The sequence below is a fragment of the Micromonospora cremea genome, from assembly GCF_900143515.1.
Taxonomy (GTDB): Bacteria; Actinomycetota; Actinomycetes; order Mycobacteriales; family Micromonosporaceae; genus Micromonospora; species Micromonospora cremea.
The window spans coordinates 75,763-101,540 of the sequence record NZ_FSQT01000001.1; the positions used below are offsets into that span (position 1 = coordinate 75,763).

Annotated in this window: 15 protein-coding genes, 1 tRNA gene and 1 pseudogene; 4 read left to right on the forward strand and 13 right to left on the reverse strand. The window is 71.4% G+C overall.

Going from position 1 to position 25,778, the window contains the following annotated elements:
* Window positions 1-6: 6 nt before the first annotated feature.
* The 6 genes and pseudogenes from BUS84_RS00350 to BUS84_RS41010 all read right to left on the reverse strand — a co-directional run.
* Entirely contained in the window at window positions 7-2,451 is a 2,445-nt protein-coding gene (locus BUS84_RS00350) for a transglutaminaseTgpA domain-containing protein (protein WP_074311819.1), read from the reverse strand.
* A 44-nt stretch (window positions 2,452-2,495) separates the two neighbouring features.
* Window positions 2,496-3,695, reverse strand: a complete 1,200-nt coding sequence (locus BUS84_RS00355; protein WP_074307768.1) for a DUF58 domain-containing protein — start codon at window positions 3,693-3,695, stop codon at window positions 2,496-2,498.
* A gap of 14 nt (window positions 3,696-3,709) precedes the next feature.
* Window positions 3,710-4,705: an AAA family ATPase gene (locus BUS84_RS00360; RefSeq protein ID WP_074307770.1), complete on the reverse strand. Its 996-nt coding sequence runs from the start codon at window positions 4,703-4,705 to the stop codon at window positions 3,710-3,712.
* Window positions 4,706-4,733: 28 nt separating this feature from the next.
* Window positions 4,734-7,358 carry a fibronectin type III domain-containing protein gene (locus tag BUS84_RS00365; protein ID WP_074307772.1) on the reverse strand — a complete coding sequence of 875 codons (2,625 nt, stop codon included), beginning with the start codon at window positions 7,356-7,358 and terminating at the stop codon, window positions 4,734-4,736.
* Window positions 7,359-7,509: 151 nt separating this feature from the next.
* Window positions 7,510-8,805: a hypothetical protein gene (locus BUS84_RS39250; protein WP_244298519.1), complete on the reverse strand. Its 1,296-nt coding sequence runs from the start codon at window positions 8,803-8,805 to the stop codon at window positions 7,510-7,512.
* A gap of 1,569 nt (window positions 8,806-10,374) precedes the next feature.
* A pseudogene (locus tag BUS84_RS41010) lies at window positions 10,375-10,548 on the reverse strand (hypothetical protein); the annotation flags it as partial.
* Window positions 10,549-10,781: 233 nt separating this feature from the next.
* Here BUS84_RS41010 and BUS84_RS00375 point away from each other — a divergent pair.
* Window positions 10,782-10,865: transfer RNA gene (locus tag BUS84_RS00375), tRNA-Leu, on the forward strand.
* On the opposite strand, the gene BUS84_RS38815 is transcribed toward BUS84_RS00375, so the two are convergent.
* Window positions 10,847-12,058, reverse strand: coding sequence for a recombinase family protein (locus BUS84_RS38815; protein ID WP_074307777.1), 1,212 nt, complete (start codon window positions 12,056-12,058; stop codon window positions 10,847-10,849). The two genes, BUS84_RS00375 and BUS84_RS38815, sit on opposite strands and share 19 nt — an antisense overlap.
* Window positions 12,059-12,123: 65 nt before the next feature.
* Window positions 12,124-13,491 carry an IS256 family transposase gene (locus BUS84_RS00385; protein ID WP_074307779.1) on the reverse strand — a complete coding sequence of 456 codons (1,368 nt, stop codon included), beginning with the start codon at window positions 13,489-13,491 and terminating at the stop codon, window positions 12,124-12,126.
* A 103-nt stretch (window positions 13,492-13,594) separates the two neighbouring features.
* Here BUS84_RS00385 and BUS84_RS00390 point away from each other — a divergent pair, with 103 nt between their 5' ends.
* Complete coding sequence (locus BUS84_RS00390) at window positions 13,595-15,871, forward strand: family 43 glycosylhydrolase (RefSeq protein ID WP_244298286.1); 2,277 nt, start codon at window positions 13,595-13,597, stop codon at window positions 15,869-15,871.
* 62 nt (window positions 15,872-15,933) lie between these two features.
* Here the strand turns inward: BUS84_RS00390 and BUS84_RS00395 are convergent, their stop codons facing one another.
* The 5 genes from BUS84_RS00395 to BUS84_RS00410 all read right to left on the reverse strand — a co-directional run bounded on the left by BUS84_RS00395 (window position 15,934) and on the right by BUS84_RS00410 (window position 22,998).
* Window positions 15,934-18,669, reverse strand: coding sequence for a beta-L-arabinofuranosidase domain-containing protein (locus BUS84_RS00395; protein ID WP_074307783.1), 2,736 nt, complete (start codon window positions 18,667-18,669; stop codon window positions 15,934-15,936).
* Between the two features lie 159 nt (window positions 18,670-18,828).
* A complete protein-coding gene (locus BUS84_RS00400; protein WP_143728116.1) occupies window positions 18,829-21,543 on the reverse strand; it encodes an arabinofuranosidase catalytic domain-containing protein in 2,715 nt (904 codons plus the stop codon).
* 131 nt (window positions 21,544-21,674) lie between these two features.
* Window positions 21,675-21,851: a hypothetical protein gene (locus tag BUS84_RS36970; RefSeq protein ID WP_159450934.1), complete on the reverse strand. Its 177-nt coding sequence runs from the start codon at window positions 21,849-21,851 to the stop codon at window positions 21,675-21,677.
* Window positions 21,852-22,693: 842 nt separating this feature from the next.
* Window positions 22,694-22,786, reverse strand: coding sequence for a hypothetical protein (locus BUS84_RS40830; protein ID WP_342197056.1), 93 nt, complete (start codon window positions 22,784-22,786; stop codon window positions 22,694-22,696).
* Window positions 22,783-22,998, reverse strand: a complete 216-nt coding sequence (locus tag BUS84_RS00410) for a hypothetical protein (protein ID WP_074307787.1) — start codon at window positions 22,996-22,998, stop codon at window positions 22,783-22,785. The genes BUS84_RS40830 and BUS84_RS00410 overlap by 4 nt, the downstream gene beginning before the upstream one ends.
* Window positions 22,999-23,357: 359 nt before the next feature.
* Between BUS84_RS00410 and BUS84_RS00415 the strand changes: the two genes are divergently transcribed.
* Window positions 23,358-23,834 carry a hypothetical protein gene (locus tag BUS84_RS00415; RefSeq protein WP_143728118.1) on the forward strand — a complete coding sequence of 159 codons (477 nt, stop codon included), beginning with the start codon at window positions 23,358-23,360 and terminating at the stop codon, window positions 23,832-23,834.
* A 264-nt stretch (window positions 23,835-24,098) separates the two neighbouring features.
* Window positions 24,099-25,409: an IS110 family RNA-guided transposase gene (locus BUS84_RS00420; RefSeq protein ID WP_074307791.1), complete on the forward strand. Its 1,311-nt coding sequence runs from the start codon at window positions 24,099-24,101 to the stop codon at window positions 25,407-25,409.
* Window positions 25,410-25,778 lie beyond the last annotated feature (369 nt).

Consider the following 25,778-nt stretch of genomic DNA (forward strand, 5'->3'; position numbering starts at 1 on the left):
GGCCGGTCAGCGGCGGCGTAGCGGGCCGGGGTGGATGGACCAGAGCAGCCGTCGCCACCACGGGCGGGCGGCGCGCAGCGCATCCACGTACGTGGTGGCCACCGCACCGGCGCGGTCGGCCTGGGCCGCGGTGGTCGCGCCGGGCGCGAACGCCACTTGGTTGAGCAGGGCGGCCAGCTCGTCGACCCCGGGGACGTCCGGGCTCGCGGCACCCGCCGTGGTCGTGCCGCCGCCGGGTCCACCGCCAGTTTCCGCGACGCCATGCGAGGTCAACGGCCCGCCGCCGCCGCCGGTCTGTCGGGCGTCGGCGAGGGCCTGCCGGGCCTGGCCGGCCACCTCGGTGGCCGCCAGGTCATCGCCGATTGGCCGCCCGGCCAGGCGTAGCGCGTCGGTGACCTCCCGCCAGGCGCCGGCGATGCGCTGGCCGGGATCGTCGCGGCCGAGCCGGGCGCGGGTGAGCGAGCGGCGCATCGCCAGCAGGGTGAGCAGCAGGGCCCCCACCAGCAGCAGCAGACCACCGCTGCCGCCCGCGACCAACACCGGGGTGGACACCCCACCTTGGCCGGCCGGCCCGTCGGGGGCGGCCACCGGCTCCGGCGACGCGGTCGGCTCCACGGTGGGCTCCGGCGCCTCCGACGGCGGCGGATCGTCCGGCGTCGGGCGGAAGTCCTCCTCCACCGGCCTCGGCTCGTTGTCCGGGCGGGGCAGCGGGTCGAACGCCACCCACCCCAACCCGTCGAAGAGCACCTCCGGCCAGGCGTACGCGTCGCCGGCCCGCACCGGCCCCTGCCCGGTGGACTCGAAGCCCACCACCACCCGGGTGGGCAGCCCGGAGAGCCGGCCGAGCACCGCGAACGCCGCGGCGAACTGCTCGGAGGTGCCCCGCTGCCCGCCGGCGTTGCGCGGGCCGAAGAGGAAGAAGCCCAGGTTCGGGTACGCGTGCCCGCTCGGCGCGTCCGCCACCACCCGGTAGTGCTCGGCCAGGAATTGCTCGATCGCCGTGGCCCGCGCGTACGGGGCGCCGTTCTCCTCGGCGAGCTGCGCGGCCAGCCGGCGCAGCGGGTCGGGCACCCCGTCGGCGACCCGCAGCACCCGGGCCACCTCCTCGCCGGCGGGCACGTTCGCGGTGGGCAGGAGGTTGTTGTCCGGCTGCTCGCGGGCCGAGGTCACCGTGTACCGCAGACCCGGGGTCAGCCCCTCCGGTCGGATCAGCGTCCCCGTCGCCGGGTCGTACGCCACCCGCGCGCCGCTGACCTCGCGGGGGGTCGCCACGGCGGGCAGCAGCCGGCCGCTGAGGTCGGCCACGGTGATCTGCTGCCGGATCGTCTGCACCGTGCTGTCCCGGGCCGGCGTCGCGGCCGGCAGGATCCGACCGGCGTTGCGGTACGTCGCGCCGACCCGCCAGGTCACCCCGTCGTAGTCGCTGAGCACCGCCAGGCGGATCCGCACACTGTCACTGGCGTCGACCGCCGTACCCGGCTGGTCGTCGGTGCCGCCCTCCGGCCCGGCGCCGGCCGGTGGTGTCGCGGCGCCGGGACCGACGGTGCTCACGTCGAGCAGCTTCTGCTCCGGGTGCAGGGCCCATCCGGAGATCCGGATCAGCGGGTTCTCGTCCAGCGTCTGCACCTGCGGAGGCTCCACGTACCGCCGAGGGTCCACCGGCCGCCCGTCGACCTGCCCGGCGATCACCGGGCCGAGCAGCGCCACCAGCCCGACCACCAGGGCCACCCCGAGCGCCGCGGTGGCGGCGAGCCGGACCCGCACCGCCGCGCGGACCCGGGGGGCGAGGCCGGCGGCCGGATCACCGCCGGCCGGGGGTGCACCGGCGGGTGCCGCCACGCCCACCGCGGCGACCGCGACGAACGCCAGCGTCGCCCCGATCGCCGGTTCGGCGTTCGGACCGACCACGTAGAGAGCGGCGGCGTAGAGCCCCGCCGCCGGCAGGTAGCCCAGCAGCACCCGGCCGGTACGCAGCGCCACTTCGGCGCCGGCCAACCCGGCCAGCCACGCGGCGACCACCGGCATCAGCACCGTGTCGGGTGTGGGCTCGACCGGGATCATCGCGGTGAGCAGCCGGGGAATGCCGTTGCGCGCCGCGTCCGCGGTCACCTCCAGCAGGCCGCCCGGCAGCTCGGCGCGGGCGGCGGCCAGCCGCAGTGACCAGAGTGTCCAGCCGGCCATCGCGGCCACCGACACCGGCGCCACGAGCCAGGAGGGCAGCCGCCGGGCGGCCACGCTGACCAGCACCGAACCGGCCGCGGCGCCGATGACCAGCCGGGTCAGCAGGTCTCCGGCGTACACCCGGCCGAGCACCACCCCGGCGAGCGCGGTCAGCCCGATCAACGCCAGCGGCACGATGGCGGCCCGCAGCACCTGCGCCACTCGACCGGTGCCCCGCTGCGCCGATCCGTTGCCCGGCGGCGCGCCCGGCTCCGCACTCGTCGCAAGCACCGGGTCGGCGGTGGTCGTGCCACCACGCTGCTGGCCGACGCCCGTCACCACCGGCGCACCCCGTCCCACTCGGCGGCGAACTGCGCGCCGTCGGCCGCGTCGACCACCACCAGACCGGCCGTACCGGCCGGCGTCGGCTCGGCCGCGCCGAACACCCCGACCACCACCGACGGGTACGCGCCGCGCAGCGCACCCACGTGCCCCAGCTCGCCGCGGCCACCCGGCCCGGTCAGGAAGATCAGCGTGTCACCGAGCCGGTCCTGCCGCAGTCGGGTGGTGGCCGCGCGCAGCGCGTCGTCGTCGCCGGAGAGCTCGGCGGCGGCGAGCCGGTCCAGCGGCCCGAGCGGGTGGTCCTCGTCGTCCACCGCCCCGTCGGCCCGGTCGCCGCGCCCCCGCTCAGCCGACGTGGCCAGTTCCGCGGCGACCAGCACCAACAGCACCGGCAGGTCCGCGCGGTGCGCGGCGGTGACGATCGACGCCGCCGCCTCGCAGCCCGACTCGAACGACTCCGCCACCCCGTCCACCCGCTGGGGGTGCGCGGCGGCGCGGTTGTCCAGCAGCACCACCAGGCGGGGCAGACTCGTGTCCACGTTCTCCCGCACCATCAGCTCGCCGACCCGTGCACTGGTGCGCCAGTGCACGCGGCGCAGCTCGTCGCCCACCACGTACTCCCGCAGCGAGTCGAAGGTGATCGACCCGTGCGGCACCCCGTCCACCCGGCCGTCGAGGCTGCGGCCCGCGCCGGTGGGCACTGCCGTCAGCGGGTGGATCCGGGGGTGCACCCAGACCGGCGTGCTCGCACCGTACGGGCGGGCCAGCGCCACCAGGCCCAGCGGGTCGCGCCGGGTCACCCGCAGCGGCCCGATCGGCACCACCCCACGGCGGTGGGTCGGCACGTCGTAGCGGACCTCGGTGTCCCGGCCCGGTCGCAGGCGCAGCAGCGGCACCGGCACCGAGCGGTCCCCGCACCGGTCCTCGGCCAGCAGGTTCGCCGACCGCAGCCGGCCGGTGTTGCGGACGGTCAACGTCATGCTCGCCGGCTCGCCGCGGGCCACCCGGTCCGGGTCGGCGCGGCGGGCCACCACCAGCCGGGGACGCCAGGCCGCGGTCAGCGCGGCGTAGCCGACGGCCGCGCCGGCCGCTGCCCCCAGCAGCGTCAACTCGGGGTACGCGAACCGGAAGCCCACCCCGAGCAGGACGACGGCGGCGACGAGCAGCCCGACCCCGCGGGCGGTGATCCCCATGCCGGTGCTGCCGGTCAGCCCTGCACCGGCGCGGGCTGCCCCGACGGCAGCGGCACCGGCACCGAGGCGATGGCCTGGCGCAGCACCTCCGCGGCGGTCATCCCACGCACCTGGGCGTCCGGGGTGAGCAGCAGCCGGTGGGCGAACACCGGTTCGGCGAGCGCCTTCAGGTCCTCCGGCATGATCCACCCACGCCCGCCGATCAGCGCGTACGCGCACGCGGCGCGGGTCAGCGCGATGACGCCCCGGGGGCTGACCCCGACGCGCACGTGCTGGTGGGTGCGGGTGGCGGCGGCCAACCGGACCGCGTACGCGTAGAGCGGCTCGGCGATGTGCACCCGGCGGGCCATCCGGACCATCTCCCCGATGGTGGCGGTGTCGGTGACCGGGGTGAGCGCCTCGGGGGAGCGGACGGTCGCGCCGCGCAGCACCTCCACCTCGACCGCCTCGTCCGGGTAGCCCACGGAGAGCTTGACCAGGAAGCGGTCCAGCTGCGCCTCGGGCAGCCGGTAGGTGCCGTCCATCTCCACCGGGTTCTGCGTGGCGACCACCAGGAACGGCGCGGGCACCGGGTGCCGGACCCCGTCCACGGTGACGGTGCGCTCCTCCATCACCTCCAGCAGCGCCGACTGGGTCTTCGGCGACGCCCGGTTGATCTCGTCGGCGATGACGATGTTGGCGAAGACCGGCCCGGGATGGAACTCGAAGTCCCGGGTCGCCTGGTTGAAGATCGTCACCCCGGACACGTCGGAGGGCAGCAGGTCGGGGGTGAACTGGATGCGCCGCCACTGACCCTTCACGGTGGCGGCGATGGCCCGCGCCAGGGTCGTCTTGCCGACGCCGGGGACGTCCTCCAGGAGCACGTGACCCTGCGCGAAGAGCGCGGTCAGCGCCAGCCGGACCACCTGGGGCTTGCCGAGCACCACCGCGTTGACGTTCTCGGCCAGCCGGGCGGCCAGCGCGGCGAAGCCCTGCACCTCCGGCTGGGTGAGCGGCTCGTGGGTGTTCACGTTCGGTGGTGCTCCTTGCCTGGCTGGTCTAGCAGGTGGGCAGGACGTTGATGTTGTCGCCGCCCTCCAGGTTGAGCCAGGCCCAGGGGATGTAGTTCTTCCCGCTGTACTCGACCTGCACCCACCAGGTGCTCTGCTTCTGGTTGTTGTAGATCCACGAGTCGACGTTCTGGCCGGACTTCTTGCAGTACGCCTTCAGCCGAGTGCCGGGCTTCGCCCAACCCTCCTGCTGGTCGTTGTCCTGCCGGGTGACCCTGAAGATCTCGTTGCCGTTGCGGCCGCTCACTTCCTGGTCGCAGTAGGTCCGCTGGTCACCGTCCGGCCCGTTGTTGCAGGTGGCGACGCCGTACAGCGGGTCGGTGTCCTGCCCTCTGGTCGCGGTGCCCTTGCCGGCGGCGTTGCTGGCGGTCACCGTGAACGTGTACTTCGTGCCCGGATTCAGGCCCGGCACCGTGATGCTGGAGCACGGCCCGGCCTTCGCCGGCTCGCCCGGCGTGCTCACCGAGCAGGTGGCCTGCCCGCCGCCGGCGTCCACGGTGAACGTGACGGTCGCCGAGGTGGCGGTGGCCGACGAGCCGGTGACGGTGACCCGTGGTTCGGCGACCGTGCGGGCGGTGGTGGTGGCCTCCGGGCCGGACCCGGCCTCGTTGACCGCCTTCACCTTCACGGTGACGTTCTGGCCGTTGCCCAGCCCGGTGACGGTGGTCCGGGTGTCGGTCACCTCGCTGCTGCGCCCGCCGACGTCCACCAGGTATTTGGTCACCGGTCGGCCGTTCGCCTCGGCCGGCGCCCACTGCACGGTGATCGCGCCGGGCTGGGCGGCGACCGTGCCGGCCCGCAATTCGAGTGGTCGGCCGGGCGCCGCGAACGGCACCACCGTGTTGCTGACCGGCGAGGCCGCCGAGCCGGCGCCCTTGTCGTTGACCGCGACCACGGTGAACGCGTACTGGGTGCCGAACTCCAGCTCCCCGGCGGGCACCACCAGCTCCGTCTTCGTCGATTCGCCGGCCGGCGCGTTCGTCCCGGCCGAGCTGGCCGTCACCGCGTACTTCGCGATCTTGTTGCCCTGCCCGTTCGCCGCCGGCCACTTCACCAGCACGGTGCCGTCCGGCCGCTCCTGGGCGGTGACGCTCGCGGGCGGGTCGGGCACGGCGGCGGTCGGGGTGACGGGGTTGCTGTTGCGCGACGGGCCGTCGCCCTTGGCGTTCACGGCGTGCACCGCGAACCGGTACGTCTCGCCGTTGGTCAGCCCCTTGACCTCCACCGCCCGCTGGTTGGCACCGACCTCCAGGCGCTGGCCGGCGCCCTGCACCACGTACTTCATGATCTCGGCGCCGTTCGCGGCGGCCGGCCGCCAGCTCACCCGGGCCTGGGCGTTGCCGGCGGCGGCGGTGACGCTGCGCGGCGCGCTCGGCTTGCCCACCCGGGGCTTCTTCGGCGGAGGTGGCGGCGGGGGAGCGGGCGGCGGGTCGCCGCCGAGCACGTCGTTGGCGTACTTGTTGACCTCGCGCACCTGGTGCTTGTCGTCCACCACCCGAGCGGTCGCCGAGTCCGGGGAGTTGATGAAGAGATGGTTTTCCCGCACCTCCAGCTCCAGCGGCCCGTTCGCCCGGCCACGGATGGTGTCGACCAGTTGACCGCCGGAGTCGAAGGAGTAGATGGTGCCGGTGGCCTCGTCGGCGCAGTAGAACCTGTCCGCCCAGGCCACCGCCGGGCTGAGCCGGTCGCCGCTGCCCGGCACGGTGATCGCCCGCTCCTCGCCGGCGTCACCCACCACCAGCACCCGCCGCTCGGCCGACACGGTGACCGGGACGCGCGAGCCGCTGGTGCGGGCCGGCAGCGCCGCCGGACCGGTCAGCTTCAGGGGCGTCGGGTGCACCTTGCCGCCCTGCACCCGCACCAGCTTCCCGGCGGTGCGATCGAGCACCGCGACCCCGTCGTCCAGCGTGGAGACCACCAGCTCGTGACTGGCCTCGGCGACGTCGTACGTCTCGACCCGCTCCGGGCTGAGCCCGGCACCGGCGGGCGCGGCCGAGGCCGGCGCGGACGGCAGCTTCGCGGCGGTGACCGCCGACACCGTGCCCTCGCTGGGCACCGCGATCCAGAGCCGGCCCTCGCCGTCGAAGGTGCCGCCGGTGATGCCCGGCGGGTAGCGGACCGGCTCGCCGACCGGCGCCAGCGACCGCGGGTCGAGCTGGCGCACGATCCCCTGCACGGCGTCCACGACGAACGCCGCGTCCTCGTGCAGGGCGACGCTCACGCCCAGCCCGGGGGTGGTCCGGCTGGTCGCGGTGAGCTGCAGGGTGGCCAGGTCCAGTGAGCTGACCTGCCCGGTCTGCAGGTCGCGCAGGATCAGCAGCCGGTCGGTCTGGGTGACCTGCATGGGGTGCCGGCGGGCGTTGGGGACCTCGGTGCGGGTGTCGACGCGGGCGGTGACCCCGTTGACCCGGGCCAGCTCGCTGCGCGCCGCGCTCCACAGCCAGGAACTCGCGTCGTAGTTGGCCACCGCGTTGTCCGCCGCGCCCAACCCGAGGACGGTCAGCCCCATGGCGGCCAGCAGCGCGGCCACCGTGCCCACGGTCACCAGCCCGCCGCGCAGCCGGGACCGCGAACGGGGGGCGTCGGTGCGCGCGGCGTCCTCGATGCTGGCCACAGCCGGCTGCCTCCCCTGAGTCGTGGCAGGTGGCGCGCCTCGCGGCGACCCCTCCCCTGAGCCGGGTGCCATCATATGGCCCGGCCGGTGGCGGGGGAACCCGCACGGTCACCCCTGTGGATACCGAGCGTGTGCGTTGTGGACGCCCAGCTCAGCTCGGTGGGGTGCTGCGCTCCCGCTCGGTGCAGACCTGCCCCGAGGTGGCGAAGCTGTCGGTGGAGTAGACCGCCAGCACCGTGAAGCAGTAGTCCACTCGGGAGTTCAACCCGTTGACCGTGTAGCTGGTCCGGCCCGGGTCCACGGTCGCCATCACTCCCAGCGCCTGCCCGGCCCGGCCACCGGCGACCATGAACGGCACCGCGCCCTCGGACGGGTCCGTCCAGGTCAGCGTGATCGTGACCGCGTCGTCCCGCAGCTTCAGGTCGCCCGGCGGGGGCCCGGCCGCCGTCGGCGCCGCCGCAGTCGGCGCCGCCGCGGTCGGCGCGGTCCCGGTCGTCGGCGGCGCGCCGTCGCGGTTCAACACCACCGCACCCAGGCCGGCCACTGCCACCACGGCCACCCCGGCGGCCACCACCGCGCCGATCAGCGTCGCCCGGCCGCGGCCCGTCGACCCCTTTTCGGTGTACGCCGGGCGGTACCCGTCCTGGCCCGGGTGGTACTGCTGGCCCGGGTACACCTCCTGACCCGGGTGGTACTGCTGGGCCGGGTACCGCTCCTGAATCGGGTACTGCTCCTGGATCGGGTACTGCTCGGGAGCCGGCGAGGGGGCGGTCGGCGGCGGGTAGGTCGGGCCTGCGGTGGCCGGTGACGCGAAGGGACCCGAAGCCGCCACGTCCGGCGGGGCCGATACCGGCTGGGGGTACCCGCCGGAGACCGGCGTCGCCGGGGCCGGATCGGCGCTCGGTGACCAGGCGGACGGTGCCGTCTCAACCGGAGACGCGACGGGGCTCGACTGTCGGGCGATCGGGTCCGGTTGGGCGAGGCCGGCGTCGGGCATTGCCGGACCGCCGCTGGCCGGCCCGACGGGCGGGAACACCTCGGTCGCGGCCAGCGGCGTCACGCCCGTCGAATGCGCCGGCGCGCCCGGCGGCATCGCCGTGGCACCGAGCCCACCTGGCTCAACCTCAGCGTGCGCCTCGGCCCGGCGCCCATCCACCTGGGACCCGCCCGCCAGGTCGTTGCCGGCCGTGGGCGACGGCTGCGGTGGCGCGGTGCGGCTCCACGGCGGCGCGGTCAACCCCCACGGCGGTACGGGCGGCCCGCTGACCGGCGGTGCGGATACGGGTGGGCCGGACACCGGGTAGTCGTGGCCGGGTGGCGCGGAGACGGGCCGGTCGTAACCCGGCGGCCCGGACACCGGATAGGGCTGGGCCGGTGGTGCGGAGACGGATAGGCCGTAGCCGGGTGGCCCCGACACCGGATAGGGCTGGCTCGGCGGTCCGGACACGGGATACGGGTGGGCGGGCACTCCAGACACGGGATGGCGGTGGCCGGGCGGTCCGGAGACGGGGTAAGGGTGCCCGGGCGGGCCGGACACGGGGTAGGGGCCTCCGGGCGGGCCGGACACGGGGTGGTTGTGGCCGGGTGGCGCGGAGACGGGCTGGCCGTAGCCAGGTGGTCCCGACGCGGGGGAAGGCAGGGCCGGCGACCCGGAGACCAGGTACGGGTGCCCGGGCGGCCCGGAGGCGGGCTGGGGATGGCTCCCCGGGCCAGGATGGCCGTGCGATGTGCCGAGCTGCGCCGGCCGTTCCGTGCCCGTTGGCATCGGCGGTCCGGGAGGCCCGGAGATGGGTTGCGGGGGAGCGGACGGACCGCTCAGCCGGTGGCCAGGTGGTGCGCTCACCGGGTGGCCAGGTGGCGCGTTCACCGGGTGCGCCGGCTCGGGAGGGGTGCTGGTCGCAGAGGGCCCGCCCGCCGCCCCGCCTGCCGCGTTGGTTGATCCGCTCGTCTCGGGCGGCGTGACTGCGACCCGGGCCATCTCTTCGGCCAGCAGCGGCTCGATCTGCTGAACCTGGATCGTCGGGTTGTCCCACCGGGGAGCCGGCGACGGCGGGACCGCCGGGGCTGACGGCACGCCGGCCGGCACCGCGGCCGGTGGCGTCGGCGGGGCCGTGTCGGCCGCTGGGTGCTGCGGTTGGTCGCCCACCCGCTGACGCGGCGGCACCGGTGATCCGGACCCGGACCGGGATGGCTGCTGCGGTCCGACCAGCAGCTGCGGCTGCGCCGGCTGACTCGCCGCGCGTGGTCGAGGCGACGGGTCGACCGGCGGTCGGCCTAGTCCCGGCTGCTGCTCGGTGCGCTGGCGCGGCGGCGCGGGAGGTGCCGGGGACGGGGGCGGGGGAGGTGCCGGCGGCGGGGGCGCGGAAGTTGCTGGGGGCGCGGGCGGTCCAGGCTGCGGTGGCGCCGGCGGGACGGAGGTCGAGGCCGGTCGGACTACCGGCTGGGTGGGCGTCACCCGGGAGGCGGGAGCCGGTACCGGCGGCGCACCGGCGTCGGTGGGTGGCGGCGGTGCGGCGGGTGCGCGTACCGCCGGAGGGGTTGCTCGGGGCGTGACCGGCGGTGGCGGTGGCGCCCAGGGCGACGCGGCGGCCGGTGGACCGCCCGTCGATGGTCGCATCGCGGCCAGAGTCGCCAGGGACAGTGTCGGACCGGACAGCGCGGAGCGCGTCCCGGCGTCGTCCGCCGGAACGGGATCGGCGGACAGGTTGTCCGGGGCCTGCCGGGGTGCTGGCGGCGACGGGTGCCGCGTGGCTGTTGCGGGAGCAGCATCGCCGAGGTAATGGCGGGCGGCGCGTACCGCCGGGTGGTGCTCCCCGAGCACGGCGGGCCCGGCGGTGGCGACCCGGGTGTAATTGCGGCGCGCCTCGTGCCGGTTGCCCAATTCCTCGGCGACCTCTGCGAGTTCGAAGGCGAGCGCGAGCATCGCCGGATCGGAGTGCTCCCAGCGCCGCTCGCCCGCGGCGAACGCCTCCTCCAGCAGTCGGCGGGCGGCGAGCGGGTCGTCGGCCTCCCGGTGCAGCCGGGCCAGCAGGTGCGCGGTGTGCAGCACCTCGGGGTGGTCCTCGCCGTACGGCGGGCGGGCGGATCCGACGGCCTCCGCGAGCAGCTGCCGGGCGGCGCTGAGGTCGCCCGAGGCGCGCAGGGCGAGGGCCCGGTGCTGGGCGGCTGCCAGAGGAGAGGGATGGGGCACGTGGCAATGCTGCCGTCAGAGGGCCGCCGGACGCTACCCGGACACGCCTTCGGCGGTGTGTCGGTGAGCCCTCGCGAGGCGGTCTGAGCAGCGGTGGGAACGCCTCGAAGGAGGGGTCGGACGGCGATGTGCATGATCCACCAGTGGCGTGTACAGTAACTCCCCGTGCGGCCCGCTGGCCGACTGTCGGGTGTCAAGATCATCCAGGTCGGCGAGGTAGGCTGAACGAGCAAGTCCGGGTGGCGGAATGGCAGACGCGCTAGCTTGAGGTGCTAGTGCCCGTATAGGGCGTGGGGGTTCAAGTCCCCCCTCGGACACGAACCATAACCCCACGGTGCGCGCTGAGATCCACTGCAGCGCGCACCGTTTGCGTATCTGTCTGGTAGGTGAGCCGGAGGCCGAGCTGCCGGTAGACCTCGGCTTTGTCGTCGGGGTCGGCGTTGCGCAGCACGGTGGCGATGTCGCCGAGTGCTCGGACCAGGTCGGCGATCTGGGAGCGGCTCATCCGGCGTGACTCCGCTCGCTGGGTCGATTGAAGATCGGCTTCGGCTCGTGCCCGTTCGGCCTGGGTTTGGGTGATCCAGCCGGTGACTAGTGCGGGATCTGCGCCGGCGTCGAGGGCGGCGCGGTATTGCGCGAGCTTCGTGTCACAGACGGCGATGGTGGCCTGGGCTGCGGCAGTATGCGGCGTGAGTTGGTCCACGGGCTGGGCGTTGGCCATGGCGGTGATCGTTTGTTCGAGGTGGTCCGGGGTGAACGCGCATGCTAGCCACGCGTCGAGCGGGTCGGTGAGGGCGTCTTCGCGGAGGTAGACGTTGCGGGGGTGTTCGACCTCGTTGGCGGGGGCGTATTCCTGGGGGAAGCGGCAGCGGTAGTAGGCGGCTCCGTGGTTGTACTGGCCTTGCATGCGTCGCTGACAGGCGGCGCAGTAGATCATTCCGCGAAAGATGTACGGGTTGCGGGTGCGGCGCTGGCGTTCCTGACGGTCGACGGCTCGTGCGCGGCGGGTGAGTAGAGCTTGAGCTTGCTCGAAGGTGTCGTCATCGATCAAGGGTGGGTGGGTGATGTCTTTGGAGATCACCCACTTGTCACGGGTGTTCCAGCGCATGACGCCGGTGTGGCCCAGTGCTACGTCATCGACGTCGAGGAGGACTTCGTCGGTGCGTTGCTTGTTCCATACCTGCCGGCCGGTGTAGCGGGGGTTAGTGAGGATGACGCGTATGGCGCTCTTGGACCAGGCGATGCCGCTGCGGTGTGGATTCCGTGCGCGGTCGTGTGCCGAGGGGCAGGGGACATGGTTGGCGGTGAGTCCTTCGGCGATGGCGAAGAGCCCGTAGCCGGCGAGGAACTCGTCGAAGATCCGGCGGACGACGGGGGCGGTCTGGGCGTCCGGGGTGAGTCCGCGTAGGTGCTTGCCGTCGGCCGCCTTGGCGGGGTTGGGGTGAGGGGTGAGTTCACGCAGCGTGTAGCCGTCCCGACGACGGATCACGGCCGTCGCGGCGGCCCTCACCCTGGCGGTGGGATCCGCCCGCCGTGGGCCTGTCAAGATTTCTGTGTAAGTTGATCTATGGGTTGTCAGGTCAGGTAGGGGCCGAGGCGGTCGGGGTAGGCCAGGGCGAGGGCGCCAAGGGCTTGGCGCCAGCCTGGGACGGTGGCGCCTTCGACGAGGCGGGCCTGGGCGCGGCGTTGGCCGGCGGGTAGGCCTTTCTCCTTGGCGCGGTCGCGGGCGCGTTTGTCTTCGATGTCGCGGATGGCCAGCCAGAGCAGCTTGATCACGGCGTCGTCGGTGGGGAAATGCCCCCGGTTCTTGATGATCTTCCGCAGTTGGAAGTTCAGCGACTCAATCGCGTTCGTGGTGTAAATGATCTTTCGGAGTTCGGGTGGGAACGCCAGGAACGGCACGAACCGCTGCCAGGCGTTGGTCCACGTCGCGACCGCCGCCGGGTAGCGGCGGCCGAGATCGGACTCGCCGAACGCGAGCAGTTCGGCCTCGGCGGCCTCAACCGTCGGCGCGGTGTAGATCGGCTTGAGGGCCGCGGCGACCTTCTTGCGGTCGGTGTAGGACACGAACCGCATCGCGGCCCGGATCAAATGCACGGTGCAGGTCTGCACCGTACTCAACGGCCAGGTCGCCTCGATCGCCTCGGCGAAGCCGGTCAACCCGTCACAGCAGACGATCAACACGTCGCGGATACCGCGGTTGCGCAGCTCGGCGCAGACCCCGGCCCAGAACTTCGCCCCTTCAGCGGCCTGCACCCAGATCCCGAGCACATGCTTAACCCCGTCAAGGTCGACACCGACAGCGATGTGCGCGGCCCGATTACGCACCTGATGCCCGTCACGGACCTTCACCACCAGGGCATCGAGGTAGAGGATCGGGTAGATCTCCTCCAGAGGCCGCGACTGCCAGGCCTTGACCTCGTCCAGGACCGAGTCGGTGATCTTCGAAATCGTCTCGTGGGACAGCTCAGTGCCCAGCGTGCGAGCCAGATGATGCCCGATGTCACGGACCGTCATCCCACCGGCATACAACGAAATGATCATGTCGTCGAGGCCGCCGGCGCGCCGAACCCCCTTGGGGACCAGCCGCGGCTCGAACGTGCCCGCCCGATCCCGCGGCACCTCCAACGGCACCGCACCGACCTCAGTCATCACCGTCTTCGGCGTACTGCCATTACGCGAGTTCGGCGACCCACGCCCGGCCGGATCACCCTTCTCATAACCCAGATGCCCCGTCAGCTCCGCCTGCAGACCCCGCTGCAACACCGCCTTGAGCATCTCCGGCAGAAACCCACCCTCACCGGTCAACGCCACCTCACCGGCATCCACCCGACGCATCACCTCGTCGAGCAAACCGGCATCAACCATCTCCTCGACCGCCGCACGAGCCAACGACGGCGACGACAACGACTCACTCCCGCGCTGATCACCAGTCACGGTCATCTGTGTACTCCTTCAGCTCACGCTGATCTCGTTACACAGACCATCTGACACGCCCGCCGCCGTCGCGGCGGCGCCCGTCCAGGCCGCCAGCCCGAACCTCATCGTGAACGGCGGGTTCGAGGACGGCCTCGCCAGCTGGTTCGCGAACGACGGCAACGCCTCGGACACCGCCACGCTGTCGACCACGACGGACGCCTACTCCGGCACGGGCGCGGTGCTCGTGACCAACCGGAGCACCACCGGATCCGGCCCCATGCAGAACCTCTCCGGCAAGGTGCAGGCCGGCAAGACCTACCTGGTCACGGCGCGGGTGAAATACGAGAACCCGAACAGCCCGGCGACCAAGCAGTTCTTCATCACCATGCACTACGGCGGCTCCACCTACACCAACCTCGGCACCGTCACCGTGCCGCGCGGACAGTGGGGGCTCATCCAGGGCACCTTCACGATTCCCGCTGGGCAGAACGTCAGCACCGCGCGGATCTTCGTCGAGACCCCGTGGACGGCGAACCCGTCGACCGCGCCGGACACCCACCTGATGAACTTCAAGGTCGACGACGTTACGCTCCAGGAATACGTCGTATCGAAGACCATCGAGGTGGTCGGTAAGCTGCCCGGCGAGCACAACCCGCTCATCGGGCACAAGTTCGGCGCCGACGGGTTCGGCTTCGTGCACGACGGCCGGGTCTACCTCTACATGACCAACGACACCCAGGGCTACGCACCCAACCCGGCCACCGGCGTCTCCCCGGGCATCAACTACGGCGACATCAACCAGATCACCGTGATCTCCTCGACCGACCTGGTGAACTGGACCGACCACGGCGAGATCCAGGTGGCCGGCCCGAACGGCGTGGCACCGTTCACCGGCAACTCGTGGGCGCCCGGCATCGCCAAGAAGGTCGTCAACGGCGAGGAGAAGTTCTTCCTCTACTACGCCAACGGCGGCGGCTCGACCAACGTGATCACGGGCAAGTCGCCGCTCGGCCCGTGGACCAGCGAGCGCACCAGCACCCTGATCAACGGCAGCACCCCGGGCGCCGAGGACGTGGCGTGGAAGTTCGACCCGGCGCCGCTCGTGGACGACGACGGCCAGGCGTACCTCTACTTCGGCGGTGGCCCGGCGTCGACGAGCATGCCGGCGGTCGAGCGCTTCAACAACCCGAAGAACATCCGCAGCATCAAGCTGGGCGACAACATGATCGCCACCGAGGGGCGGGCGGCCGTGGTCGACGCTCCGGTCGCCTTCGAGGCCGGCCATGTGTTCAAGCGCGAGGGCAAGTACTACTTCTCGTACTCCTCGCACTTCGGCGGGAATGACTTCGGTGGTAACCAGCCGCGGGTGCCCGGCTACCCCGGCGGCGGCCAGATCGGCTACATGATCTCCGACAACCCGATGTCGTGGCCGAAGGAGACCTACGCGGGCGTGCTGTTCCCCAACCAGTCACAGTTCTTTGGTGCCGGCACCGGCGGCAACAACCACCAGTCGGTGTTCGAGTTCGAGGGCAAGTACTACTTCACGTACCACGCCCCGACGCTGAACAAGCGCATCAACGGCAACACCACCCAGGGCTACCGCAGCCCCCACATCCAGGAGCTGACCTTCAACCCGGACGGCACCATCCAGCAGGTCGTCGGCGACTACGCCGGCGTGGACCAGGTGCGCAACTTCAACCCCTACCGGGTGTTCGAGGCCGAGACCGTGGGCTGGAGCAAGGGCATTGCCACCGGCAAGGTCGACAGCGCCTCCGCCGAGTTCGGCACCGCGGCGCCGAACCTGGTGGTGCGTGACATCGACGAGAGCGACTGGACGGCGCTGTCGGCGGTCGACTTCGGCGCCGACAGCGCGGCCAGCGTGACGGCCAAGGTGCGGGCGCTGGCCGCCGCTGGAAGCATCGAGGTGCGACTGGACAACGCGGGCGGCCCGGTGGTCGGCACCATCCCGGTCGACACCCCGACCGGTGAATGGGCCCAGGTGACCGCCGACCTGCAGGGCGCCACCGGCGTGCACGACGTCTACTTCACCTACCGCGGCCCGGCCGGGGACGACCTCTTCGAGATCGACTCCTGGGCGTTCGAGGCCGTACCGCCGCTGGACCTGTCCGTCACGGCGGACACCCGGTGCGTCGGCGAGAAGGTGATGGTGACGGTCCGGGCCGCGAACAACGAGGCGATCCACGTGACGGCCTCGGCGGAGTCGGCGTACGGGACGCGGCCGTTCGGGTCGGTGCCGCCCGGCAAGGAGAAGTTCCGGTCGTTCCCCACCGACACGGCCGCCGTGCCGGCGGGTGAGGTGACGGTGACGGCCACCGCGACGGTCGACGGCGGGCCCGTGTCTGCGTCGTACAAGGCGAGCTACGCGGCCCGCTCCTGCGGCTGATCATCCTGACAGTGGCGGCGGCCCGGCATCGCCGGGCCGCCGCCACTGGCGTTTAGCCACGATCAGATGAAGCGCCAGAGGTGATCGCCGGCGCCGTTGTCGTCCCCGAGCACGACCTGCGCTCCAGTGGCCGTGGAGGCGTCCGTGACGCCGAGGACCCGGCCGCCGACGGCGCACTGGATCCGGAAGTAGCCGCCGGTGCCGTAGCGCAGCCGCCACCGGTGGTCGCCGGCGCCGTTGTCGGCCCACTGCACGACGTGGGCCCCGTCGCTGCCGGCGTCACCCTCGACGCCGAGGACCTTGCCGCTGTGCGCGTTGCGCAGCCGCAGGTAGCCGTCAGTGTCCAGGACGGCGGTCCAGCGGTGGTCGGCGGCGCCCGTGTCACCCCGCTGAATGACCGGCGCGCCGTCGGCGGTCGACATGTTCTGCACCCCGAGCACCAGCCCGCTGGCCCGGTTCTGGACGCGGCAGGCGCCGTTGGGCACGAACCGCCACTGGTTGTCCGGCGTGCCGTTGTCCTGGTCCTGCACCGCCTGCGCGCCCCAGGTGGTCGACGCGTTGAGAATGGCGAGCAGCTTGCCGGTGTGCACGTTGCGCAGCTTGTGGGACCCGTCGCCGACGTCCACCACGGTCCACAGGTGGTCGGCGGTGCCGTTGTCGCTCCACTGCAGGACACGAGCGTTGTCGGCGGTGGACATGTTCTCCACGCCGAGGACCTTGCCGCTGTTGACGTTGCGCAGCCGGAGGGCGGTCCCGTCGACCACGAGCTGCCAGTCGTGGTCGGCGGTCCCGGTGTCACCCCACTGCAGCGCCAGCCCGCCGTCGGCCAGCGACATGTCCCGGATGCCCAGGACCAGGCCGGTGGCGGCGTTGACCAGGCGGAAGCTCGGCGGGCTCTCGCCACCCGGACCGGTGGCCCAGTAGACGGTGTAGTTGTGCCCGTGGGCGTCGTAGAACGGCCCGAGGTCGACCGTGCTCCCGTTCGCGGTGGCGGTGAAGGCGAGTGCGCTGGGGCTGGTGCGGGTGATCGAGGCGGGGTCGAGCGACGGCAGGCCGCTCAGGGCCGCGTCACCGTAGTTGCCCGAGAGGACCACCGGGCCGTACGTGATCGCGGCGATGTCGGCGTTGTCGTTGGTGGCCTCCAGCACGACCCGCATCGGCAGGCGGACCGTGACGACGTCCCCCGGCGACCAGGACCGGGTGAGGCTGGCGTACGTCCCGGGCGTGGTGGCGATGTCCTGCGTCGCGCCGTTGACCTGGATGCTGGCGCCGCTGGTCCAGGCCGGGATCCGGATGCGCATCGTCCACGACTCCCTGAGGTTGCCGCGCACAATGAGGGTGGTGGTGTCGCTGACGGGATAGGAGGTCTTCTGTTCGACCACGATGCCGCGCTGCGACCAGACCAGCTTCGACGGCAGGAACAGGTTCACCGTCAGGGTGCTGCCGTCGTGGAAGTAGATGGAGTCCGCCAGCTTGGTGTTGGTCTCGATGCCGGTGCCCTGGCAGCACCAGAAGGAGTCGTAGTCCGTGCTCCAGGTGCCACCGCCCCAGGCCGGCCCCACACCCCGGCGGCCACCGGGGTTCAGCGGCGTGAAGTACGTGATGTGCCCGTGCTCGTCGGCCGGGTTCTGCTGACCGATGAGGTGGTTGAGCAGGGCCCGCTCGTAGTAGTCGAAGTAGGCGACCCGGTCCGGGTCCAGCAGCCACAGTTCCCGCGTCAGCTTGAGCATGTTGTAGGTGTTGCACGCCTCGCAGGTGTCCTGTCGCAGGTAGCCGGCGATGGCGTTCGGAGCCCGGAAATGCTCGGCCTGGCTGTTGCCGCCGATGGCGTACGTGTGGGCGCCGACCGTGATGTCCCAGGCGTTGCTGGCGATGTCGCAGTAGCGGGTGGTGCCGGTGGCCTTGAACTCCCGGGCCGCGCCGATCCACTTCGGTACCTGGGTGTTGGCGTGCAGCCCGTTGAGCTGGTCCCGGTTGGCGGCGAGCGGGTTCAACACGGCGGCGTGGTCGAAGCGCTGGGCGACGGCGAGCCAGCGGTCGTCGCCGGTCTGCTGGTAAAGGTCGGCCAGGACGGCGCTCATGCCGCCGAACTCGGTGCCCAGCATGGCCTGCATCTGGGTGGCGGTGAGCCGGCCGGTGCGTTCGTCGACCCAGCCGGCCAGCGCCAGGAGCACGTCGCGGGCCTGGGTGTTGCCCATGTGCACCCAGACGTCGAGCAAACCCACCAGGGTCTTGTGGATGCAGTAGTACGGCACGTTGCCGTTGCGCAGCGTCCGTGCCTCCAGGGCGGTGAAGTCCGACTCCGGGAAGCCAGACAGATATCCCGGGTTGAACCCGACGGCGGCGTTGTTAGCCTGGCACTTTGCCAGCTCGGCGACCATCTGGTCGGCCTTGTCCCGGCAGGTGGTCTCGCCGAGCACCGCCCACGCCTGGGCCCAGGCGGTCAGGAAGTGCCCCTGCATGTGGGTGCGAAACGGGAACGTCGGGCTGTCCCAGCCACCGTTCGGCGCGGCGTCGCCGGTGGGCAGGCCGTGATTCGCGCGGAAGTTGTAGAGCAGCCGGTCGACGTCGACGAAGCGCAGATAGTTCACGGTGCGGGTCTGGTTGTCCAGCCAGCGACCTGGGGTCAGGCGTACCTGGGTGAGGTCGAACGGGAGGGCGCCGGCCCCGATGTCCGGCCGGGCCGGCCGTACGGCCGCGTTCGCCGGAGTGCCCATGGCGAAGGTCCCGGTGGCCGAGGCGGCGGCGATACCGGCGGCTTGCAACAGCCGGCGTCGACTGAGCGATCCAGATGACACGATGCCTCCTGAGGGTTGGGGAGAGGGTGGGTGGCGACCGGCCCACGGCTGGGCGGGACCGGTCGCCGGGCGTGCGGACGCGGTGCGGAACCGCACGCCCGAGACTTCCGGCGCCCGCCGTGTCAGGCGGACACCGGAAGTTGCCAGCGGTTGCCGGCGTTATCTGGCGTTGGCCGCGCCGGGCGTGGGGATCGTGGTCGTGACGAAGTCACGGCAGAGGCTGTCGGTGTCGCTGCCGTCGGGCCAGCGGGCGTTGCTGCGACCCGGGTTGGCGGCCGCGCCAGCCACCACCGCGATGCAGCCGCCGCCGGCCTGGTCGGCCTCGAGGACGGCGAGCTCGGGGCTGGTGATGGTGCCGTTACCGCTCGAGCTGCTCTGCTGAGAGCCGTAGACGATGGCGTCGACGACCACCGAGCCGGTGGCGTCCCGCAGCGCGATCGAGCCCGCGCTGACCGAGAGGCTGCCACCGAACCACTGGTCGGGTGCCGGCGACCCCTGGTAGCCCGCCGTGGTGATCTGGGGATCGACCACGGGCGCGCCGGTCGGGTGGTCGTTGGCGAGGGGCTGGTCGAGGGTGATGCCAGCGCCCAGCGCCTGCACCGACACGCCGCTGCTGTGCGGCCGGCCGGTCGGCGGCCAGAAGCTGACGCCCGTACCGTGGCCGGCCAGGTCGACGGCCGACCGGTGGGCGAACCGCAGCGGCGCGGTCAGGTCGACGCCGGTGCCGTTGGCGCCGGTGGTGCCGATCGCCGCGACCGTGACGGTCTCCTTGTATTCCCCAGCGTCCACCGTCAGGGTGTCACCGACGGTCAGGTTGGCGTTGGCCGCGACCTTGAGGTTGGTCGCGCCCGCGGCCGCCGGCGCCGACAGGGTCGTCTGGGTGGCCGCCTTGCCGACCGAGGTGACGGTTGCCTGCTCGTAGCCGGCGCCCGCGTCGATGCCGATCTGCTGGCCGACGGTGAAGCCGGCCGCGCTGGTGACCGGGATGGTGGTCGACCCGGCGGGGATCGTGATCGAGCCGTGGGTGACCGGCACGAACAGGGTGGTCGCGGCGGTGGCCGCCGAGCCGACGCCGACGATCGTACGGGTCTCCCGGGTGGAGCCGGTGCCAACCTGGATCTGCTGGCCGCCGGCGAGGCCGGTGGTGCTCCGGACGTTGACGGTGATGGCGCCCGCGGCGGCGGGAGCCGCCAGCCCCGAGCCGGAAAGGCCGAGCAGGTAGTAGTCGCCGCTCGCCAGCTTCGTCCCGGCTGGGATCGTGGCCAGCGTGACGGCGGCCGAGCCGCTCGGGGTGTTGGTCAGGGTCCAGTTGGAGAGGTCGACCTCGTCGGCGGAGGCATTGTAGACCTCGACGAACTGGTCGGTCGCGTTGCTGCTGGTGCGGAAGCGGACCTCGTTGACCCGGACCGGGAGGGCGCTGCGCACCGCCTGGCTGGTGACCGTCGACTGCCGGCCGCCGCGGGTCGGGTTCGTCCACTGGGCCCGGCCCGTCAAATAGTCGGCACTGGTCGTCGCCGAGGTGACGGTGAAGGTCGCGCTCACGCTCGCGCCGGGCGCGACCGGGTCCTCGAAGGTCACCGAGGTGTCGTCGGTGCCGTTGACCACGGCGGTCCACCCGGCCGGCGCGGACAGGCTCAACTTGACGCCCACTGCGGTAGAGCCCGTGGTGTTCGTGAACGTCTGGGTGACCTCCTGGGCCGAGCCCGGGGTGAACGTGGTGGCCCGCGACAGGCTGAGCCGCTGCACGTCGTACTTCGCGGCCACGACGTTGGCCTGGACGGCGTCGATGGTGGCGTCGGTCGGGTATCCGGTCGTCATCACACCCTCATAGAAGGTGCCGGCCGAACCGTTGCCGTTGTCGCCGCCGTTGCCGAGCTGGATGGCTCCCCGCCGGTGCATCGGGAAGTAGTTGCTGTTGGTGAGGGAGCCGGGGCGGATCCCGCTGTAGTACGTGGTCAGCGGGCCCTGCTGCGCGTTGCCGCCGCGCAGGTCCCACTGGTTGCCGCCACCGCCGTTGACCACGCCCGTCACGAAGCGCCAGGAGTCGATGGTCGGCGCGGCGTCGTTCTGCCGGGCGTTGTATCCGGAGAACAGTCCGGCCTCCATGTCGGACATGATCCACGGGCCGGGGCCGGTGCCGCGCCCCCAGGCGGTGGCGGTGCCGAAATAGACGGTCTCCATGGTGCCGGTGCCCACCGCGCGGCTGTTGGTCGAGGTGTTGCCGTAGTTGTAGCAGCAGCCGCTGTCGTAGTGGGTGCCGTCGAAGACCGTGTAGATGCCCTCCGGCTCGTCCTCCTTCGCGAGGTACGAGGCGTCGTTGTTGCGGTACCCCATGCCCGGGATGATGTAGACGCCGTACGCCTTGTGGCCGCCGATCGTGATCGGTGCCATGTCGGCGATCGAGAGGGTGTTGTAGCCGCCCACGTCGGGGCCGCGGAAGGTGCCGGGGGGCGCCTGGTAGAGGTGGTTGCCCTTGCCGGACTGGTCGTAGATGACGGTGATCAGGCAGAGCGTGTTCGCGCAGAACGCGTCCTGGGCGGCCGCGTCCGCGTATCCGCCGGCATCGGCGAACGGCAGCGCGGCGGGAGCGACCACGCCGATGTCCTTGACGGCGTTGTCGGAGGTGCGCCGGACCTGGTAGAGCGGGCCGTCGTAGGACGCGTACAGGGCTCGGGTCGAGCCGTGCGCGGCGACGCAGGGGGTGCCACCCGCGGCGTAGATGTCACAGGGTCCCTCTGCTCTGGGCGGCGCGGCCGGCTTCGTGGCCTGCGCCGCCGGCGCCATCATCAGCGTTGCGCCGACCATCGCGAGCGCCATGGCGGTACGAGCGGCGAGGGTTCTCGTGCGTGCAGGGCGGTTGGGGGGTCTGACCATGTCGCAACAGCTCCTTTTCGCGACTCCTGGGGTGGGTGTGGGGCGGGCGATTCCGGCGCCCACCGGCGACAGTGGGCACCGAAAGCGGTCGAGCCTGATGGATCGTGAGGTCGTGCTCGGGGGGCGTCCCCTCAAGGTCGATCAGTCGTGCGGGTGGTGCCTCCCGGTGCCGGGCCGCATGGCGCGGCGACCAGCCAGCTCGCGTCGTCGGCGAACGAGACGGTGGTGTCCCACTCGTTGGCGCCGGGCGGGCCGGCGAGGTAGACGCCGCCGCTGCAGGCGCGCAGGGACCGCGTCGGAAAGCTCACCGACTGGAACGAGGAGATAGTTCGACGAGCCACTGGGCGCCGTGGTCGGCAGCGAGACGCGGGACCCGGCGAGAGGGTGAAGCTGACTGAACATGAGGGTTAGCTCCGATCCGTTGTCTGCCGATCGAGTCGGTCTGGCCCAGTCCGAGGGGGGGTCTCGTGGATCTGCGGCCGCGCCACCCCTGTGGCGGTGGTCCTCAGGACCGTCCGGTAGGCGGTCGCAGTGGTGAGGGTTTCTGCGAACTGCAGCGGAATTGCATCATGTGGGAATCGCTCTCCTCCGCGTCGATCCACAGGTATGACTGTTAGCGCCAACTGGTGCCGGTTGGCGTGCTGCCGTTCGAATATCCGGCACGACGGAGCAGCCCTGAGTGGGCAGGGTGCTCGGCGTTGATTAGCGGCTCATTGACGAGAAGGTTAGCGTTAACATATGTCGCTCAGTTCATTGAAACACCGTCGACACATTAGTGTCAATCAACGTGTCCACCTGATTTGGTGGTCACGCTCCCAAAGCGTCCCAGGTGGGCGTGGCCGGCGACCTCAGCCACGAGGGCTGCCGGTGGGCTACCCGAGAAACCGGGGGAACCTCAGCCAAGTTGAGCGTGGGAAGTTCGTTCCCGAGGGTGACCAGCGTCTGCCACAGTCGGCGGACCCACCGGCTCATCGCCGGGCTCCGGGGGCAGGACGGGACGTGGATCGATGGAGATGCGCTCATACTCCGCCCGACGGGCGCGGTGGGCGCTGCGATCCGATCCACAGCAGGGAGCCCGGCCCAGCCCCCATTCGGGGCTGTGCCGGGCTCGCTCTGCCTCACCAGCTGTCTGGTCTCCTGCCGGGCGCCGTCAGTCGATGAGCGTCCACAGGCCGTAACGGTCGCCGGGGGCCTGTTTGCGGGTCCACCACTTTGCCTTGTAGACGTGGCCCGGGTGGGTCACGGTGTCGCCGGCGATGAAGATCCGGGATGCGGTCCAGAGTCATCGTGGTCGGCCCGGCCGTAGACGGCCCGGTACCTCGGCTTGGCGATGGCGTTCCAGCTCGGGGCGTCGAGGGCGGCGTCGAAGTCGTCGACACCCCAGGTCAGCAGGCGGGGCACGGTGCCTTGGTGGATGGGTTTGGTGCCGTAGCCGGGCTGCCAGTCGTTCCACACCCCGCGGAGCGAGGCGACGGCGGCGACCTGGATGCGGGTGGCGAGGATGCCGGCGTGCAGCGCCCCTTAGGAGCGGCCAGCTAGGCCGGTCTTCGCGGCTGGAAGCAGCACGGCTTTGTCGGGCCAATCGTCCGCGACGTCTACACCGCGCTGCTCGCCGACTTCACCGCCCTGGCCACCTGACCTCAAAGGAACATCGGGATGGACTACCGCCTAGCGGCATGCTTCGATTGCTGAGGGCATGTTCGGGTGTCCTTGGGCGGCTCCGCCTCCCAAGACAGCGGAGGCGACAGATCAAAGACGGACTAGGAGACCTACGCTTCGAGCGCTGGGCCGATGGCAGCGCTCTGGTCTACCTCGTGCCTACGCCAGAAAATGAGGCCCTCGCGAACGCCCCGGCGCTGCCCATCGAAACGGCGTCGCTCGGCCGACTCGTGAGGCGCTTCGCCGGCCTCGCTGTCGCAGCCACGATGCTGGCCACCGCCGGGCTGCTGGGCGGCGCCTGGCTGATCGCGAAGGACCGGCCGACCGCTGGCATCGTGGTGAGCGCAGGGAGCACCTTCCTTGGCGCATCGGGCCTGTTCTTGGTCTTCGGCACGACCATAACCCCCGTCACGCGGCGCGGTCATCACTTCTGGCTTGACCCGGTGTCCGCGGCGAGCTTCCAAGACTCCCTTGCCCGAACCTGCGAAACGCTCGGCGCGGCACCCGAGCCAGGCGACGTCGCGGCGGCTCAGCAGGCCATGTGGAAGGAGGCGTTCGAGTGGCACTACGACCTGCAATCGGCGACCGGGAACAAGTCTTCGCCCCACGACACCGAACGCCATCCGGGATGACGCATCGCGCCCGAGGCCGGGCGAACCACGCCGGGGTGTGGCTTGACCATCCATAGGAGTCTCCGATGTCTCTGTCGTGACGCCCGTGCCGTGCGTGAAAATTTGGGGTGGTCGCCCGCCGACGTCGTTGATGCTTGGCACCTTGAAGCCGCATAGGAGTCTGACGCTGGAAGCGTGATCATAGGGGCCCTGCATTGTTGCTTCGAGCACGCGAGTCCGCCTCTGTCCTTCCCCTCAATGCTTCCGCGGGCGACCGCCTAGTGGATGCCCGGGAACGAAGGGGTGGTGCACGTGGAGGAGATCACTGAAGAACCGGTCCAGGTCGTGGCGCGGGTCTGCGCGATCGACATCGGCAAGGCGGGGCTGGTGGCGTGTGTGCGCGTGCCGCATGACACCAGGCCGGATCGACGTGTGCAGGAGATCCGCGAGTACATGACGGTGACACCGGCGTTGCTGGAGTTAGCGGACTGGCTGCGGGTCGAGCGGGTCGAGCTGGTCGCGATGGAGGCCACGTCGGACTACTGGAAGCCGGTGTTCTACCTGCTCGAGGCGGAAGGCTTCGAGTGCTGGCTGCTCAACGCCAAACATGTCAAGAACGTGCCCGGTCGGCCGAAGACCGATCGGCTCGATGCGGTGTGGCTGGCCAAGGTCGTGGAACGCGGGATGTGCCGGCCCAGCCTGGTGCACCCCAAGCCGATCCGGCAACTACGGGATGTCACCCGCTACCGGCGCAGTCTGGTACGCGAGCAGACCAGGGAGAAGCAACGCCTGGAGAAGACCCTCGAAGACGCGCAGATCAAGCTGGACTCCGTCATCAGCGACCTGCACGGGGTGTCCGGTCGGCAGATGATGCAGGCGATGATCGACGGGCAGCGGGACCCGAAAGTCCTGGCCGAGATGGCCCACGGATCGATGCGCCGCAAGATCCCCCAACTACGCGAGGCGCTGACCGGCCACTTCGACGACCACCACGCGTTCATCTGCGCCACCATGCTGCGCCGCATCGATGCCCTCGCTGCCGACATCGCCAACCTGGACGCCCGGATCGAGGAGTTGATCGCCCCTTTCGCGGCGGTGGTGGAGAAGCTCGATGAGGTCACCGGCATCGGCGTGCAGTCCGCCCAGGAGATCATCGCCGAGATCGGCGTGAACATCACCGTCTTCCCCACCGCCGCGCACCTGGTGTCCTGGGCGAAGTTCAGCCCCATCGACGCCCAGTCCGCCGGCCGCAAGAAGGCCAACTCCACCGGCAAGGGCAACCCCTGGCTGGCCGCCACCCTGGGCGAGGTCGTCGCTGGGCTGTCCCGCACCAGCACGTTCCTCGGCGACCGCTACCGTCGCCTGGCCCGCCGAAGAGGCAAGAAACGGGCAGTCGTCGCAGTCGGCAACTCGGTACTGACCATCGTCTGGCACCTGCTGACCGACCCCGACGCTCGCTACCAGGACCTGGGCCCCGGCTTCCACGAGTCGAGGATCCGCAAGCAGCGCCGTCAACGTGATCTCATCCGTCAGCTCGAACAGCTCACCGGCCAGAAAGTCGATCTCCAGCCCCTACCGCAACCAGCCATCGCCTAACCAGAAGCCGTCAACCCGACCCGGCTCCGCTGCGCTCCGCCGGGTGCTGCCGCCTGCCCACTCACTCACCGATTTTCGAGTCAGCATCGGGATGGCTTCCCATCCGTGCTCAATGATGCACATCTCCAATCAAGGATGCCAGCGTATGGATGTACGCCAGGCGCATGGTGACAAGGTACTCACCACGCAGCATTCGACGCGGGCACGCCTTCGCGTCAGTTGGATGACGTCGCGCTCCGGCAAGAAGCTACGCGGCTCCATGTCATCGATTATGATTGCCAGAGACGCCGGCGCAATGGGCCGGCGAGAGCGAACGGGTCCGCAGCTATACCGAGCTAATCGTTGCTCATGCCAAGTGCGATGCGTTCG